The following is a 15,829-nucleotide window of genomic DNA, read 5'->3' as shown; positions in this document are numbered from 1 at the left end:
TCCTTTGCAGTGGCGCGGTGGCGCTGGGGTTCGCTGTGGTTCGGGTTGCGGTGCTGTTGGCGGTGATGTGGTGCGGTGGGACGGTCAGGCGGCGGGTGCCGCTGTCTGACGGAGACGGGTGACGGTGACGGCACCCGGGTCGGTGTGGTCGAGCGCCGGGACGTCGCTGCCCGGGAGCGCGGCTGCCGCAGCCCCCGTCGCGACGGCCTGTGCGAGCCGCTCCTCCGGCGGCCGACCGGCGACCTCGGCGAGCAGGTAACCAGCCAGGGAGGAGTCACCCGCGCCCACGGTCGAGCGGGCGACGATCCGGGGTGCCGCCGCGGCGAACGAGCCCTCCGGCCCGATCAGGATCGCGCCGGCGCTGCCGAGGGTGAGCAGGACGGTGTCCACACCACGGTCGCGGAGCCGTTCGGCTGCCGCTGCCGCGAGCTCGTGGTCGCGTTCGTACTCGTCCGGGTCCCCGCCGACGATCTCGGCGAGCTCCTCGGCGTTCGGCTTGACGAGGTCGATCCGCTCGCCGGACTGCAGCAGCGCGGTGAACGGCACGCCGGACGAGTCGACGGCGATCCGGACGTCGTCGCCGTGCCGCTCGCGGACGGCCCGCACGAGGACGGCGAGTGCGTCGTCCGGTAGACCGGGCGGGAGCGATCCGGCGAGGACGACCCACCGGGCACGGGGTCCGGTGGCGGTGACGTCCGCGGTGTCGGCGACCAGCGCCGCGAGCTCGTCGAGGCGTCCGGCGAGGGACGGCCCGGGCTCGTTGAGCTTCGTGGTCGTCCCGGTCGGCTCGGTGACGGTGACGTTGGACCGGAGCGGTGCGCCGATCGGCAGCGCGGCGGTCGGGATGCCTCGGGTGGCGAGGCCGAGCAGGACCGGGTCGAGCTCGTCCCCGGGCAGGACCGCGATCGTGTCCCCGCCGCTGGCGACGACGACACGGGAGACGTTGACGCCCTTGCCGCCCGGCTCCGCGGTCGACCGCGTGGCGCGCTGCACCGAACCGCGCTGCAGTTCACCGGCGAGCTCGATCGTGCGGTCGAGCGACGGGTTCGGCGTCACCGTGACGATGCGCGTGCTGGACTCGTTCATGCCACGACCACCTCGACGTCGGCGTCGGTGAGCGCTCCGGCGAGGTCGGCTGGGGGCTGCTCGTCGGTGACGATCGTGTCGACCTCGTCGAGCCGGGCGAACCGCATGAGCGCCTCGACGCCGTGCTTCGCGGCATCCGCGAGGACGACGCTCCGCCGTGCGGCGAGCACGTACGCGGCCTTCACGGCGGCCTCGTACTCGTCCGGGGTGCTCAGGCCGAACCCCGCGGAGAGCCCGTTCGTGCCGACGAAGGCGATGTCGGGACGCAGCGCGCCGATCTGCTCGACGGTGGCGGTCCCGACCGCGGCGCTCGTCACCCCGCGCACGCGGCCGCCGAGCAGGTGCAGCTCGACGTGCTCGCTGTGCTGCAGGGTCGCGGCGATGGGGACGGAGTTCGTGATGACCGTGATCGTCGCGCCGGACTCCGCAGGCTCCCACCGTGCGAGTTCGGTCGCGACAGCGGCGCAGGTCGTACCCGCGTCGAGGGCGATGGACCCGGTGAAGGTCGGCGGCACGAGGCGCATCGCGGCCCGGGCGATCGCGGACTTGGCGGACCCGTGCTGCCCCTCGCGCTCGGCGACGGTGAGCTCGACCACGCTGGAGCGTCCGACCGGGACCGCTCCCCCGTGCACCCGGCGGAGGACCCCTGCCGACTCGAGCGCGTCGAGGTCACGCCGGACGGTCTCGGTCGTGACGTCGAAGTGCTCGGCGAGGTCGGCGACGGAGACCCGCCCTGCCGACTGCAGCTCGGCGGCGATCGCATCGTGCCGCTCGGTTGCGTACATGACCGAACTCCTTCGTTCGCGTTGGTTTCAGGAACTGTACGTCCACACCCAACACAAACGCAAGTGTTTCGTCTTCGATCCCACACACCCGCAGGCGTGCGCCTGCTCCCGCTCCAGCTCCCGGCCGGTCACAACACACCGCTCAGATCCGACGAGTGGTCGAGAATCGTCGCCCCAGTGCCGCACGGCCGACGATCTTCGACCGCTCGGCAATCACGGACGGGGTGTCGTGACCGGTCGCCGATCGAGACCGAGAACGAGAACAGGAAAGACGAACGGGAACAGGGACGACGGACGGGAACGACGGACGGGAGGCTCGGTGCCAGCTGGCACCGAGCCTCCCGTCCGTCTCGTCCGGCGTTACCCCTTCACAGCGCCGGCCGTCATGCCGCTGACCAGACGACGCTGCACGATGAGGAAGAACACCACGACCGGCAGGCTGAACAGCACGCTCGCCGCCATGAGCCCGCCGAAGTCCGTTCCCTTGTTCGTCGAGAAGCCCGCGAGCCAGACCGGCAGCGTGTACATCGACTGGTCCTTGAGCATCACGTAGGCGGTCAGGTAGTCGTTCCACGCGGCGATGAACGCGAACACGCTCGTCGCGATGACCCCGGGCATCACGAGCGGGAACAGCACGCTCCACAGGATGCGGAAGGTGCCCGCGCCGTCGGTCTTCGCCGCCTCTTCGATCTCCACCGGGACTGCGACGAAGAAGCCGCGCATGACCCAGATCGAGAACGGCAGCACGCTCGCGACGTACGCCAGGATCAGCCCGATGTAGCTGTTGAGCAGCCCGAGGGACTGGAACGACAGGAACAGCGGGATGAGCAGCGCGCCCGACGGGATCATCTGCACGAAGAGGATGCCCACGAGGATGGCCCGGCGCCCCTTGAACCGGAACCGGGACAGCGCCGCCGACGCCAGGAAGCCGACGACGATCGACAGCAGCACCGCGGCGACCACGACGATCGCGGAGTTCCGGAGGTAGCCCAGGAAGCCCTCTTGCGTGAGCGCCCTGGTGAAGTTCTCGATCGTCGGGTGGATGGGTGCCCAGATCGGCGTGAGGGTGGTGACCTCGTCCGCCGGCTTGAACGCGGTGTTCAGCATCCAGTAGATCGGGAACACCCACACCAGGCAGAACACCACTGCGATGGTGTTGGCGAGCACGCGGGGCTTCCGCTTGCGCTGGCGCACCTGGCGCGCTTCGGGTCGAACAGCTGGAGCCGTCACAGGTCTTCCTCCCCGCTCCGGATGAGCCGGCGGATGTAGTAGCTGGTGAGCACGCCGAGGATCGCCGTCGAGATGACCGCGATCGCCGCGCCCTGCCCGTAGGCGTTCGAGACGAAGGACTTCACGAAGGTCCAGACGCCGAGCGTGAGCGTCGCGTCCTCAGGCCCGCCCCTGGTGAGGAGCCAGATCTGGTTGAACACGTTGAAGTCCCAGATCACCGAGAGGATCGTCACGAGGAGCAGCGTCGGGGCGAGTGCCGGCAGCGTGATCGCGCGGTACATGGCCCACGCCGAGGCGCCGTCGAGCGACCCGGCTTCGTAGTACTCCGGCGCGATCTGCGACTGTGCCGCGTAGAGCGTCAGGGCGACGAACGGCACCGCCTGCCAGATCACCAGGGTCAGGACGATCGTGTACGCCTGTCCCGGGTGCGACGCCCAGTTGTCCTGGGTGTGGTCGCCGAAGACCCGCATCTGCGTGATCAGCCAGTTCAGCACGCCGTAGAAGGGCTGGAACAGCCACTGCCAGACCAGGCTCGAGGCGACGTTCGGCATCGCCCACGCCAGCACGAGGACGACGCTGACGATCGTCCGCATCGCGACCCCGAGCCGCGTGAGCAGCTGCGACACCCCCATCCCGATGACGAGCGTGCCGATCACCATCGACGCGGTGACGACGATCGTGCGCAGGATGACCGGCCAGAAGCTGCCGTCGGTCAGGACGTTCGTGTAGTTCGTGAGACCGGCGAACCCGGCCTGCCCGGTGAAGATCGCCCGCAGGCCGTACTCCTGGAAGGAGATGACGATGAGCCGGACGAGCGGGTAGACGACGAGCGCCAGCAGGAGCACCGCGGCCGGTGCGAGCAGCACGAGGGGTGCGCGCGAAGCGCCGACGGAGCGACGACGGGGGCGGGGCGGGCGGCCGGACCGTCCGGTCCGGCCGGACCCGGGGACCCGGCCGGCGACGGGCGGTTGCCCGGCGCCGGCGACCGGCCCGGCAGGTGCCGAACCGGTCGCCGTGTCAGCGGTCGAGGTCATCGACTACAGACTCGCGTTGAGCGCCGAGGTGAGGTGCTTCGAGAAGTCCTTCGCGGATTCCTCCGGCGTCTTCCGGCCCGTCGCGATGTCCGCGAACATCGACTGGAATGACGCGTCGCCCTCGATGGTCGCCCACCCGGGCGTCGCCGGGGTCGGGCGGCTCGTGCCGGCTGCGGCGAAGTACGGCTTGTGGAGCTCGTCCACGTCTGCCGCCACCGAGTCGAGCAGCTGCGTGGAGTTCGGCTCCCACCCGTCGACGCCGAAGACCTGGTCCTGCTGGAACTTCTTCGAGGTCAGGATCTTCATGTAGTACAACGCGAGGTCCTGGTTCGCCGACTTCGACGGGATGCCGAGGTCCGAGCCGCCGAGGAACACCGGCTGGGTCTTGCCCTCGGTAGCCGACGGCATCGCGAACGTGCCGATCTGGTCCTTGAGCTCCGGCTTCGCCGTGGTGATCGAGCCGATCTCCCACGCCGAACCGAGGATCGCGGAGGTGTTGCCCTGCGCGAAGACGTCGGACTCGGCCGGCTTGTCGGTGTTGATGTCCTGCGTGGACTTCGCCGAGTAGGCGTTCTGGAAGTCCTTCCAGGCGGTCAGTCCCTTGACGGCGTCGGCGGAGTCGATCGCCCCGGTCCACTTGCCGCCCTTCTCGGTGGCGATCTGTCCACCGGCGTCCCACACCCACTGCAGGCCGCCGTACCAGTACTGCCCCGGCATGTAGAACGCCGAGAAGTCCGCAGCGGGGTTCTTCGCCTTGACCTTGTCGAGGTCGGCGGTGAGCTCCTCGTACGACTTCGGCGTCCCGGTCACCCCGGCGTCCGCCCAGGTCTTCTTGTTGTAGATGACCGCACGGTTGCCCGCGAAGAGCGGTGCGCCGTAGAGCTTGCCGTCGACGGTCGCGGGCCCTTCGAGCCCGGAGAGCCAGGTCTGCCCGTCGGCCAGTTCCTTCTTGTACGGGCTGAGGTCCATCAGCCCACCCGTCGCGGCGTACACCGGCACCTGGGTGTTGCCGAGGTCGACGATGTCCGGCGCGTCCTTCTGGGCGAGGGCGGTGGTCAGCTTCGTGGTGATGCCGTCCCACTGCTGCAGCTGGAGCTTCACCTTGGCGCCGGTGGCCTTCGTGAACTGCTTCTCGGCGACGTCGAGGATCTTCGGGCTGAGGTCGCCGTTCATGATCCAGACGTTGAGGGTCTTGCCCTTGCCATCGGGTGTGCCGATGGACTTCGTTCCGCTGTCGGAAGCTCCGTTGCTTCCGGCAGAGCACCCGGCGAGGGCGAGCGCGGCCGCCAGGCCGAGCGCACCGAGTGCGGCGAATCGCGTGCGTGTCACGTTGACTCCCTTGGTCCGACCTTTATGAAAGGACGTTGCGTAATGGCAATGAAAGACCCTCGGGGCGGGGTTGTCAACCTCCGATTTCCTGCCTGTGGAGACCGATGATCCGCATGTTTCCGGGGGATAACGGATATCGAACGAATCCTGCCGATTGCTTGACGAACTGGTCATGACCAGGCACCATTCCACCCCCTGGCGCTCGCCCCGCGCGGGGGCTAGCATCCGACGGGTGACCACCGCAGCGCACAAGGCGTCGACGAAACCGACCACGACGACCCCGTCCCGCGCCGGCATCGTCGCCCGCATCGATCGTCGGCTCCTGGTGAACTTCCGGGTCGACCCGACCGCACTCCATCGCGTCTTGCCGGACGGCCTCCGCCCGCAGCTCGTCGACGGATCGGCGGTCGCCGGCGTCTGCCTGCTGCGCATGGCCGGCCTCCGACCACGCTGGGTTCCTCGCGGGATCGCGTGGGGTGCCGAGAACGCCGCGCACCGCATCGCCGTCGAGTGGGACGGACCGACCGGAGTCCGTCGTGGCGTGTACATCTCGAAGCGCTACAGCGCGTCGTGGGTGCCGGTCGCACTCGGCGGGCGGGTGATGCCCGGCGTGCACCAGCACGCCCGCTTCGACGTCGACGAGGACGAGGAGCGGTTCCGTGTCGGCTTCGACGCCGCCGACGCCGAGGCCGACGTCGACGTCGAGCGCGTCCCGGCGCATCGCTGGACGAGCAGCGTCTTCCGCGACATGGACCAGGCATCCGACTTCTTCCGCGCCGGGAGCACCGGCTGGTCCCCCGACCACCGCGGCGCACTCGAGGGCCTCGAGCTCCGCACGGACGCATGGCGGGTCTCCCCGGCCCGGGCGCACCGCGTGCACTCGTCGTTCATCGACGCACTCCCCCGCGACAGCGCCGAGTTCTCGGACGTGCTGCTCATGCGGAACGTGCCCGTGACGTGGGGCACGGAGCGCTGGCCCGCGGCCTGATCCCGGAAGGTTGATATCACGTTGACTCCGTGAAACGTCGGGTGTTGCATATCACACGTCAGTCGTCGCACCGCTGCGACGACGAAAGGAGACGTGATGCACAAGTCCTTCGCCCTCGCCACGACCACCGCCCTCCTCGGCGCGAGCCTCCTCGCCGGGGGCACCGCAGCGACAGCCGCGCAGCCCGCAGCGACAGCCGCGGAGCCCGCAGCCGCTGAACGCGGGGAGTGGGCGGTCTCGGCGATTCCTACACAGCCGGGTTCTTCGCCGGCGACCAGCTCGAACCCAGGGACGGTTGCCTCCGCACGAGCGGCTCCTACCCGGTCGTCGCCCACGCGGCCGCTCGACCGGACCTCGAGCTCGTGAACGTGTCGTGCGTCGGCGCCGAGACGAAGCACGTCTGGGAGTCCCAGGTCCCGCCTGCCGGCACGGATCCGGTCGCCCCGCAGCTCGAGGCGCTGTCCGACCGCACCGAGGTCGTCACGATCGGCCTCTCCGGCAACTCCCTGGGCTTCGGCACGATCCTCGGCACCTGTCTCGCCGTCGGCGGCATCGGTTCGGAGCGCCCTGGCACCCCGTGCACGACGTTCTACAAGGCGGACGTCGAGAGCGGCCGACTCGGCACGACGCTCGAGACGAAGCTCGCCGACGTCCTGTCCGAGTACGGCGACATGCTCGAAGCGGTCCGGGCCGCGGCCCCGAACGCGACGATCGTCACCGTCGGCTACCCGCAGCTCGCCCCGACCGACCCGCAGCAGTGCACGTGGAACGAGCCGACGCAGTTCTCCCGCGTGGCCCGCGCCGACCTGCCGTTCTTCCACCTGGCCGAGGAACGCCTCAACCTCGGCATCGGCGCACAGAGCGTCGCGCACGGCGTCGTGTTCGTCGACCCGACGGACGCCAGCGCGGGCCACGACGTCTGCAGCGACCCCGTCACCCGCTGGATCGAGGGCATGCAGGGCGCAGACGGCACCGACACGCTGGTCCACCCGAACACTCGCGGCCACGCCGGGATGGCAGACCTGGTGGCGAGCGCCGTCGGGGTCGGCTGACGGATCTGGACGCGACCAGCCTGGAGGCCCGGTGCCGGTCCGTCGGACCGGCACCGGGCCTCCAGGTCGTTGCGTCCACTGCCCTACACGGCTGCCAGCGCCGAGGTCGGCGGGATGCGCGCGGCGCGCGCCGCCGGGTAGAGCCCGGAGATCCCGCCGATGACGACCGTCGCGCCGAGACCGCCCGCGACGGCCCAGACCGGGATCGCGACCGGCCACCCCTGCGCGAGGGCGAAGACGATGGTCACACCGACTCCGATCGCCACACCGGCAACACCGCCGAGGAGCGACAGCAGCAGCGACTCGACGAGGAACTGGTCCCGGATGTTCCGCCGACGTGCCCCGAGCGCCCGACGGACACCGACCTCCGCCCGACGTTCGAGCACCGTGATCACCATCGTGTTCGCGACACCGATGCCGCCGACGAGCAGCGCGACCCCGCCGATGCCGACGAGCAACCCGGTGAAGGAGTCGTCGGTCGCGCTCTTGGCGGCGAGGGCGTCAGACGGCCGCGTGACTCCGACGTCCTGCGGCCGCCCCGGACTGATCGCCGCGGCGAGCAGGTCCCGCGCCGCCGACACCCGGTCCTGGTCGACCCGCGTGTAGACCGCCGTGGGGTGTCCGTCGAACCCGAGCGACTCGGCGAGCCCGCGCGGCACGAAGACCTGGTCGTCGAGGTCCTCGGCGAGCGCGATCGGCTCCAGGATCCCGACGACCTGCACCCACTGGCCGCCGATCCACACGGCGGTGTCCGGTCCGGCTTCGTCGATGCCGAGCGCCCGAGCGGCTCCGGCGCCGAGGACGACCTGCGCCGGAGCGGACGGCGCCGGGTCGACCCACCGTCCGGAGGCGAGCTGGCCGCCGAGCACGGCAGGCACCTCGCCCCACACCCCCATGACGCCGAGGCCCTTGGTCTCCGCCGCGGGGACGCGGTCGTTCCGGTAGACGTGTGCGTCCGGGACGCTCCCTACGCCGGCGGCGTCCTCGACGACGTCCTGCCGGAGCGCCGACGGCACGGCCGAGTCGGGCAGCGGCGGCACGTCGCCGAACCCCTGCGCCTGCGTGGTCGTCAGCACGTTCGTCCCGAGCGCGTCCAGCACCCGGTCGACCGCCGCCTTGCTCGAGGACGAGATTCCGACGACCGCGATCATCGCCGCGATGCCGATGGCGATGCCCAGCGCCGACAGCACGACGCGGGTCGGTCTGGTCCGGAGTCCGAACATGCCGAGTCGGAGCAGGTCGCCGGCGCCGAAGGCCCCCCGGCTCATCGTGTGATCCCGCCCACGACGCCGTCCCGGACGATGGCGGCACCGAGCGACGCTGCGTCGTCCGCGGGTCGCCCGGTGACAGCGGAGTCCTCCTCCACGGCCCCGTCGCGCATCCGCACCTGCCGCGGCATGGAGGCGGCGAGCTCGAGGTCGTGGGTGATGACGAGCACTGTCGTCCCGGCGGCGTTGAGCTCGCGCAGCAGCCCGAGGACCGCGGCTCCGGACGCGGTGTCGAGCGCCCCGGTGGGTTCGTCCGCGAGCAGGATGGTCGGGTCGCCGACGATCGCCCGTGCGATGGCGACGCGCTGCTTCTCACCGCCGGACAGCTGCGGCGGCCGGTGGTCGACGCGGTGGCCGAGTCCGACCCGCTGCAGGGCGGCGACCGCTCGCTCCTTCCGCGCGCGGCGGCCCACGCCCGCGTAGAGCAGGCCGTCGGCCACGTTCTCGGCCGCGGTCGCCCCGGCCTGCAGGTGGAAGTGCTGAAACACGAAGCCGATGTGGTCAGCGCGGAGTGCGGAGAGGGCGTCGTCGGACATGCCGCTGACGTCGTTGCCGCTGATGGTCACGGTGCCCCACGTCGGCCGGTCGAGCGTCCCGACGATGTTCAGCATGGTCGACTTGCCCGAACCCGATGGCCCGACGACGGCGACGAGCTCCCCCGCCGCGACGTCGAGCGACACCCCGCGGAGCGCCGCGACGTCGCCGTACGACTTCGTGACGGCGCGCAGTGCCAGGACGGACGCGATGCTCACGAGGGCACCACCACGTGGGCCCCGGCCGCGATGGCCCCGGTGACGGCCACGCGACCGCCCGCCACGAACCCCGCCGTGACCGGCACGCGCTTGGTCGTGCCGTCGCGGCGCACCACGTCGAGGGCGTACCCGCCGGACGTCCCGCGGGCGACGAGCGCCGCGACGGGCACCGAGAGGACGCCCTGCTCGGTGCGCCCCCGGGCCTCGACCTGCACGGCGGCGGCGGCGGGCAGCGTGCGGTCGCCCGCATCGAACTCGATGGTGACGTCGACCGTCGCGGGCCCGTCCTCCGAAGCCGCGGGCACGGCGTTGACGACCCTGCCGGGCATCTGATCGCCAGCACCGTTGACGCGGACGTCGACGTCGATGCCGACGGCGAGCTGCTCGGCGTCGCGCTGGGCCACGGACGCCGTGACCACCCGGTTCGTGCTCGTGACCGACAGGACATCGCCCGACGGGGCCTGCCCGAGCACCCCGTCGACCCCGGCGATCCGGACGGGGCCGTTGACGAAGGCAACGTCACCCGCGGTGATGGTGCCGGTGACCGTCAGTGCGCGGTCCCGCTGCCACCGCTCGACGGCCGCGGCGGTACGACGGCCGAAGGTGTCGTCGACCGAGAGTCCATACCCGAGCGCCGCGAGGTTCTCGTTGAGCTGCTGCACGTCCGCGCCGCGGAGCCCACGGTGCAGGTCGCGCCAGAGCGGCGTCGTGCCGTACATCGCCCGGACCGGCCGCTCGTCGAGGGCGTACAGCGGCTGGTCCCGCTCGATGACGTCGCCGGGCTTCGGGAGCCACGTCAGCGTGCCCGGCGCCGTACCCGGGACGCCGGTCGCAGCGCCGTAGCCGAGCGTGCCAGCGAAGGTCCGTGTGTCGGTGAGATCGCCCTGCATGACGCTGGCGGTCGCGTGCTTCCCGTGTCGCTCGTCCGTCGAGGCCGACGCCGACGAGTCCGACGAGGTACCGAGCACCGCCCAGGTCCCGATACCTACGCCGAGGACGGCGACCAGGCAGGCCGAGGCGACCATCGTGCGCGTGGTGATGCGACGCATCAGTTGCTCGGCTTCTGCATCGATGCGTACGCCTTCTCGCCGCAAGTCTGCTCGACGTCGGCAAAGGTGCTCGCGTCCCCGCTCGGCGTGTAGGACACCTGGTCGCCCTGATCGTCCGGGTAGTCAGAGAAACCGTTGTCGCGCATGCACTCGGCCATGGCGCGCGCCATGTCCTCCATGCCCGGCATCGGCTTGGCGACGTTGGCTTCGCCTGGGGCCTTGCCGTCACCGGTGCACGCGACGAGGTCGCTGCGCCACTGGTCGGCGTCGACGCCGTCGGGCGGGGAGAGGTTCACGGCCCCAGCAGACGGGTCTTCCATGTCGTAGCCCTTGTCGCGCATGCAGGAGGCAAGCTCCACTGCTCCCGAGTTCTTCGAGGCACCAGCGGCGGAGGTCGAATCAGAGGACGGCGTCGAGCTGCAGGCGGTGAGCAGCCCGGGCAGGAGGAGGAGCCCGGCGAGGACGGCGACCGCGGAACGGGAGCGAAGAGTCGTGAATGTCATGTTCATGATCCCAGGACATCAGCCCGGATGTTGCGGCGACGGTACCGGCGAGGTCACATCGACGAAACACCGACGTGCACCCGGAGCCCGCCGTCCTCGCGTGCGGCCACCGACAGTTGCCATCCGTGCGCGCGCACCACTGCGGCCACGATGGACAGCCCGAGCCCGCTGTGCTGGCGACTCCCGTCAGTGCCGAGGCGGCGGAAGGGCTCGGTCAGCGCGGCAACGGAGTCCGCGGGTACCGCCGCCCCCGAGTTCTCGACGGTGATGCCGCCAGCGTCGGTCACGACCCGGACGAAGCCTCCGGGCTGGTTGTACTCGAGCGCGTTGTCGACGAGGTTCGACAGCACCTGGCCGACGAGCATGGGCTCACCGGTCACGACGGTCGCCCCGGAGCCGGGAGGCTCGGTGTGCGTCTCGCAGGTCACCGTCACACCCGCGGCGCGAGCGGCGTCCACGAACCCCGCGGTCACCTCGTCTGCAATGCCCGCCAGGTCGACGGGGACGCGGCGGTCGTCGAGGCCACGGTCGGCCTCGGCGAGGACGAGCAGGCTCTCCACGAGGTGCTCGGTCCGCCGGTTCTGGTCGAGCAGCTCCCGCCGCGTCGTCGCGATCTCGTCGGGACCGGCATCGTCCGGCAGACCGATCTGGAGCGCCGCGCGCTGGACCGCCAGCGGCGTCCGGAGCTCGTGCGACGCCTGCGCGACGAACCGCCGCTGGCTCTCGAACGCGGTCTCGAGCCGGTCGAGCAGCGCGTCGATGGTGCGCGACAGCCGACGGAGTTCGTCGTCCGGCCCGTCGAGGTCGATCCGCTCGTGCAGGTTCGCCCCGGAGATCCTCTTCGTGGTGTCGGTGATGCGGTCGATCGGCCGGAGCATCCGTCGACTGACCAACCACCCGAGGGCTCCGGCGAGGAGTCCCGCGGCGACGACGCCGACCGCCGACCACTGCCACTGCAGGGTCGCGACCTGGGCGACGATCGACAGCTCGCTGCCGGAGCCGTGGAACCGGCTCGGGTCGACCGGCGTCGCCGGGGGCGCCAACGGCTCGACCCCCGGCACAGCGAGGGCGAAGGACCGCTGGGACGCCAAGTTCACGAACGCGAGCACGGCGGTCGTGATGACCATCGACGCCAGGGCGAACGCGAACGCTGTTCGAGCGCGGATGGTGAGCGAGCGCCTCACAGGGCGTACCCGGCGCTGGGCACGGTCCTGATGGGATCGGGCTCCCCGAGCTTCCGCCGGAGCTTGGACATCGTCACCCGCACGGCCGAGGTGAACGGGTCGACGTTCATGTCCCAGACCTTCTCCAGCAGCTCCTCGGCGGAGACGATCCGGCCGTCGGCCCGCAGCAGGGTCTCCAGGATGCCGAACTCCTTCGCGGCCAGGTCGAGCGGTCGACCGTCCCTGGTGGCGATCCGCCGATTCGTGTCGAGTTGGATCCCCCCGCGTTCGAGCACGGGGGCGACCGCGGTCACCGATCGTCGCCCGAGTGCCCGGACCCTGGCCACGAGCTCCGGGTACTCGAACGGCTTGGTGAGGTAGTCGTCGGCGCCGAGCTCCAGGCCGTGCACCCGGTCGGACAACGTCGACGCCGCGGTGAGCATGAGGATGCGGGTCAGCCCGCCGCGCGCGGCGACCCGTCGGGCAACCTCGTCCCCGTGCATCCCGGGGACGTCCCGGTCGAGCACGACGACGTCGTAGTCGTTCACCGCCAGGAGCTCGTCCGCGTGGTCGCCGCGGTACGCGACGTCGACGGCCATGTCCTGCCGGGTCAGACCCTTCGCGACCAGGTCGGCCAGGGCGATCTCATCGTCCACCACGAGCACGCGCATACGTGTATTGCATACGACATTGCTATGCGTGGACCGGGACGGCATGTCCCGATTCTTCGCGGCGCGGTGTTTCGCGGCTGTTGCGTCAGGCCTCGAACGGGACCTCGCCCTGCACACTCACCCCGGCGCGCTGCCGGTAGGCCAGGTGCCCACCCAGGTACCCGCCGACACCCACCACCGCCAGTCCGGCGAACCCGAGGAGCTTCCCCGCGCCGTGGTTGCCGCGCTTCCGCTGCAGCCACGAGAACCCGTAGAGCGAGATGCCGACCCAGTTCACGGCCTGGTGCACCCACCCCGTGCGGAGCTGCTCCCGGTCGAGTTCCGACCAGTCGACGTACCCGGCGACGCTGGCGCTGCCCGACGACACGAGTCCGACGCCGACGAGGGTCTTCGCGGCCTTCGCGTTGCCCTTCCCGCCGAGCAGGTCGAGCACCGCCGCGGAGATCCACGCCCCGAGCGGGACCTGCACCATCAGCGGGTGGATCGGGTGCCCGAACGGCACGCCGTGCAGCAGCCGGCGGAGCCCCTCGGGCTTCGCGAGGACCTCGACCACCTTCCGGTCGATGTCGACGGCCGTGTCGAGCACGCTCGCGTGCTCGATGGACTCGGTGAGGCGACGGAGCGCGCGGATCTCGGGCATGGGGGTGAACGTAGGCCGGAAGGCCCGTCACCGGTCCCAGGAACCGGTGACGGACCTCCCGTCAGTCGCGCGCCGAGCCGCGACTACTCCTCGACGATCTCCGCCAGTTCGAACGGCTCCACCGTCAGGGCGTCGCCGCCCTCGGCGACGTCCACGCGGACGGTGTCGCCGTCGCGCACGTCCCCCGCGAGGATCGCCCGCGCGAGCTGGTCGTCGATCTGCCGCTGCATGAGGCGACGCAGTGGCCGCGCGCCGTACACGGGGTCGTACCCGCGCTCGGCGAGCCATCCGCGTGCCTGGGGGGTGACGGCGAGCTCGAGCCGCCGACCGGACAGGCGCTTCGCGAGCCGGTCGACGTAGAGCGAGACGATCTGCCCGAGGTCCTCCGCGGTGAGCGCCTGGAACACCACGATGTCGTCGAGCCGGTTGATGAACTCGGGACGGAAGGCCTGCTGCACGAGCTCGCGGACGGCCTCTTGGCGCTGGTCCTCGGTCAGGGACATGTCGGTCGTGAACTGCGAGCCGAGGTTCGACGTCAACACCATGATCGTGTTCCGGAAGTCGACCGTGCGGCCCTGCCCGTCGGTCAGACGGCCGTCGTCGAGCACCTGGAGCAGCACGTCGAACACCTCGGGGTGCGCCTTCTCGACCTCGTCGAGCAGGATCACCGAGTAGGGGCGACGACGGACGGCTTCGGTGAGCTGCCCGCCGGCCTCGTAGCCGACGTACCCGGGCGGGGCGCCGATGAGCCTGGCGACGGAGTGCTTCTCGCCGTACTCGCTCATGTCGATGCGGACGAGGGCCTTCTCGTCGTCGAAGAGGAACTCCGCGAGGGCCTTCGCGAGCTCGGTCTTGCCCACGCCGGTCGGGCCGAGGAACAGGAACGAGCCGGTCGGGCGGTCGGGGTCCGAGATGCCGGCACGGGTGCGTCGGACGGCTTCGGACACGGCGGCCACGGCGGTGCGCTGCCCGATGATCCGGCGGCCGAGTTCGGTCTCCAGGTGCAGGAGCTTCTCGGTCTCGCCCTGCAGCAGCCGGCCGACGGGGATGCCGGTCCACTGCGCGATGACCGCGGCGATGTCCTCGTCGGTGACGCTGTCGTTCACCATGCGGTCCGCCGACTCGGCCTGTTCGGCCGCGGCGAGCTCGGCTTCGATCCGGGGCTTCTCCGCGTACTCCAGCCGCGACACGGTCGCGTAGTCGGCTTCCCGCTGCGCGCGCTGACTGCGCATGTTGAGGTCGTCGAGCTGCTGCTTGAGTTCACCGATGCGATTGAGGCTCGCCCGTTCCGCCTGCCAGCGCTGCTCGAGCGCCGCCAGACGTTCCTCTCGGGAGCGCAGCTCGGTGCGCAGGGTCTCGAGCCGGGCCTTCGAGGCGTCGTCCTTCTCCTGCTTGAGCGCGAACTCCTCGACGCGCAGCCGGTCGACGTTCCGCTTCAGCTCGTCGATCTCGACCGGGCTGGAGTCGATCTCCATGCGGAGCCGCGACGCTGCCTCGTCGATGAGGTCGATCGCCTTGTCGGGCAGCTGTCGGCCGGAGATGTAGCGGTTCGACAGGCTCGCCGCAGCCACGAGCGCGGAGTCGTTGATGGTGACCTTGTGGTGCGCCTCGTAGCGCTCCTTGAGCCCGCGGAGGATCGCCACCGCGTCCTCGACGCTGGGCTCCCCGACGTAGACCTGCTGGAAGCGCCGTTCGAGTGCCGCGTCCTTCTCGATGTACTCGCGGTACTCGTCGAGGGTCGTCGCGCCGATCAGCCGGAGCTCACCGCGGGCGAGCATCGGCTTGAGCATGTTCGACGCCGCGACGGAGCCCTCGCCGCCGCCGGCGCCCATGAGCGTGTGGAGCTCGTCGATGAAGGTGATGACCTGCCCGTCGGAGTCGTTGATCTCCTTGAGCACGGCCTTGAGCCGCTCCTCGAACTCGCCGCGGTACTTCGCGCCGGCGATGAGGGCGGAGATGTCGAGCGACACGAGTCGCTTGTCCTTGAGTGAGTCGGCGACGTCACCCGCGACGATGCGCTGGGCGAGTCCTTCGACGACGGCGGTCTTGCCGACGCCCGGCTCACCGATGAGCACGGGGTTGTTCTTGGTGCGGCGGGTCAGCACCTGGCTGACACGGCGGATCTCGGCGTCACGGCCGATCACGGGGTCGAGCTTGCCGCTGCGAGCGACGGCCGTCAGGTCGACGCCGTACTGCTCGAGGGCGGTCTTCTGACGCTCTTGCGAGTCAGGAGCGCCCTGGAGGTTCGCCATGCGTTCCGTCCTTTCGTTCGGTTTTGT

At 70.7% G+C, this 15,829-nt stretch carries 15 protein-coding genes; 2 read left to right on the top strand and 13 right to left on the bottom strand.

Annotated elements, in window-relative coordinates:
- Positions 1–84: 84 nt before the first annotated feature.
- The 5 genes from ACIPJ2_RS06255 to ACIPJ2_RS06235 all read right to left on the bottom strand — a co-directional run bounded on the left by ACIPJ2_RS06255 (position 85) and on the right by ACIPJ2_RS06235 (position 5,464).
- Positions 85–1,086: a 1-phosphofructokinase family hexose kinase gene (locus ACIPJ2_RS06255; protein ID WP_402728039.1), complete on the bottom strand. Its 1,002-nt coding sequence runs from the start codon at positions 1,084–1,086 to the stop codon at positions 85–87.
- Positions 1,083–1,871 carry a DeoR/GlpR family DNA-binding transcription regulator gene (locus tag ACIPJ2_RS06250; protein ID WP_402728038.1) on the bottom strand — a complete coding sequence of 263 codons (789 nt, stop codon included), beginning with the start codon at positions 1,869–1,871 and terminating at the stop codon, positions 1,083–1,085. The genes ACIPJ2_RS06255 and ACIPJ2_RS06250 overlap by 4 nt, the downstream gene beginning before the upstream one ends.
- Before the next feature lie 360 nt (positions 1,872–2,231).
- Positions 2,232–3,065, bottom strand: a complete 834-nt coding sequence (locus tag ACIPJ2_RS06245) for a carbohydrate ABC transporter permease (RefSeq protein ID WP_402728037.1) — start codon at positions 3,063–3,065, stop codon at positions 2,232–2,234.
- A gap of 32 nt (positions 3,066–3,097) precedes the next feature.
- Positions 3,098–4,135: a carbohydrate ABC transporter permease gene (locus ACIPJ2_RS06240; protein ID WP_402728036.1), complete on the bottom strand. Its 1,038-nt coding sequence runs from the start codon at positions 4,133–4,135 to the stop codon at positions 3,098–3,100.
- A 3-nt stretch (positions 4,136–4,138) separates the two neighbouring features.
- Positions 4,139–5,464: a sugar ABC transporter substrate-binding protein gene (locus ACIPJ2_RS06235; protein WP_281266805.1), complete on the bottom strand. Its 1,326-nt coding sequence runs from the start codon at positions 5,462–5,464 to the stop codon at positions 4,139–4,141.
- 232 nt (positions 5,465–5,696) lie between these two features.
- On the opposite strand from ACIPJ2_RS06235, the gene ACIPJ2_RS06230 reads away from it, so the two are divergent.
- Both ACIPJ2_RS06230 and ACIPJ2_RS06225 read left to right on the top strand, forming a co-directional pair.
- Complete coding sequence (locus ACIPJ2_RS06230) at positions 5,697–6,452, top strand: DUF2071 domain-containing protein (protein ID WP_402728035.1); 756 nt, start codon at positions 5,697–5,699, stop codon at positions 6,450–6,452.
- A gap of 227 nt (positions 6,453–6,679) precedes the next feature.
- Entirely contained in the window at positions 6,680–7,504 is an 825-nt protein-coding gene (locus tag ACIPJ2_RS06225; protein WP_402728034.1) for an SGNH/GDSL hydrolase family protein, read from the top strand.
- A gap of 83 nt (positions 7,505–7,587) precedes the next feature.
- On the opposite strand, the gene ACIPJ2_RS06220 is transcribed toward ACIPJ2_RS06225, so the two are convergent.
- From ACIPJ2_RS06220 to ACIPJ2_RS06185, 8 genes are all read right to left on the bottom strand, one after another.
- Positions 7,588–8,772 (bottom strand): ABC transporter permease, encoded by a 1,185-nt coding sequence (locus ACIPJ2_RS06220; protein ID WP_402728033.1) that lies wholly within the window; start codon positions 8,770–8,772, stop codon positions 7,588–7,590.
- The gene (locus tag ACIPJ2_RS06215; RefSeq protein ID WP_402728323.1) at positions 8,769–9,518 is read right to left on the bottom strand and encodes an ABC transporter ATP-binding protein; all 750 of its coding nucleotides are present in this window, start codon (positions 9,516–9,518) and stop codon (positions 8,769–8,771) included. Before ACIPJ2_RS06215 ends, ACIPJ2_RS06220 begins: the two co-directional genes overlap by 4 nt.
- 2 nt (positions 9,519–9,520) lie before the next feature.
- Entirely contained in the window at positions 9,521–10,573 is a 1,053-nt protein-coding gene (locus tag ACIPJ2_RS06210; protein ID WP_402728032.1) for a peptidoglycan-binding protein, read from the bottom strand.
- Positions 10,573–11,076 carry a hypothetical protein gene (locus ACIPJ2_RS06205; RefSeq protein WP_402728031.1) on the bottom strand — a complete coding sequence of 168 codons (504 nt, stop codon included), beginning with the start codon at positions 11,074–11,076 and terminating at the stop codon, positions 10,573–10,575. Before ACIPJ2_RS06205 ends, ACIPJ2_RS06210 begins: the two co-directional genes overlap by 1 nt.
- Positions 11,077–11,129: 53 nt before the next feature.
- On the bottom strand, positions 11,130–12,203 hold the full coding sequence (locus ACIPJ2_RS06200; protein ID WP_402728030.1) for a sensor histidine kinase: 1,074 nt from the start codon (positions 12,201–12,203) through the stop codon (positions 11,130–11,132).
- A 53-nt stretch (positions 12,204–12,256) separates the two neighbouring features.
- Positions 12,257–12,910: a response regulator transcription factor gene (locus tag ACIPJ2_RS06195; protein ID WP_402728029.1), complete on the bottom strand. Its 654-nt coding sequence runs from the start codon at positions 12,908–12,910 to the stop codon at positions 12,257–12,259.
- Positions 12,911–12,995: 85 nt separating this feature from the next.
- Complete coding sequence (locus ACIPJ2_RS06190; protein ID WP_402728028.1) at positions 12,996–13,550, bottom strand: DUF2231 domain-containing protein; 555 nt, start codon at positions 13,548–13,550, stop codon at positions 12,996–12,998.
- A gap of 83 nt (positions 13,551–13,633) precedes the next feature.
- Positions 13,634–15,802: an ATP-dependent Clp protease ATP-binding subunit gene (locus ACIPJ2_RS06185; protein ID WP_402728027.1), complete on the bottom strand. Its 2,169-nt coding sequence runs from the start codon at positions 15,800–15,802 to the stop codon at positions 13,634–13,636.
- Between the last annotated feature and the right edge of the window lie 27 nt (positions 15,803–15,829).

Origin of the sequence: Curtobacterium sp. NPDC090217 (assembly GCF_044746705.1) — a bacterium.
Taxonomy (GTDB): Bacteria; Actinomycetota; Actinomycetes; order Actinomycetales; family Microbacteriaceae; genus Curtobacterium.
This window is presented reverse-complemented; position numbering and strand designations above follow the sequence as displayed.

Coding starts and splice junctions, on each gene's coding strand:
- ACIPJ2_RS06185 (WP_402728027.1), bottom strand. CDS start 15,802: ATGGCGAACCTCCAGGGCGCTCCTGACTCGCAAGAGCGTCAGAAGACC.
- ACIPJ2_RS06190 (WP_402728028.1), bottom strand. CDS start 13,550: ATGCCCGAGATCCGCGCGCTCCGTCGCCTCACCGAGTCCATCGAGCAC.
- ACIPJ2_RS06200 (WP_402728030.1), bottom strand. CDS start 12,203: ATGGTCATCACGACCGCCGTGCTCGCGTTCGTGAACTTGGCGTCCCAG.
- ACIPJ2_RS06205 (WP_402728031.1), bottom strand. CDS start 11,076: ATGACATTCACGACTCTTCGCTCCCGTTCCGCGGTCGCCGTCCTCGCC.
- ACIPJ2_RS06210 (WP_402728032.1), bottom strand. CDS start 10,573: ATGCGTCGCATCACCACGCGCACGATGGTCGCCTCGGCCTGCCTGGTC.
- ACIPJ2_RS06220 (WP_402728033.1), bottom strand. CDS start 8,772: ATGAGCCGGGGGGCCTTCGGCGCCGGCGACCTGCTCCGACTCGGCATG.
- ACIPJ2_RS06250 (WP_402728038.1), bottom strand. CDS start 1,871: ATGTACGCAACCGAGCGGCACGATGCGATCGCCGCCGAGCTGCAGTCG.
- ACIPJ2_RS06240 (WP_402728036.1), bottom strand. CDS start 4,135: ATGACCTCGACCGCTGACACGGCGACCGGTTCGGCACCTGCCGGGCCG.
- ACIPJ2_RS06195 (WP_402728029.1), bottom strand. CDS start 12,910: ATGCGCGTGCTCGTGGTGGACGATGAGATCGCCCTGGCCGACCTGGTC.
- ACIPJ2_RS06255 (WP_402728039.1), bottom strand. CDS start 1,086: ATGAACGAGTCCAGCACGCGCATCGTCACGGTGACGCCGAACCCGTCG.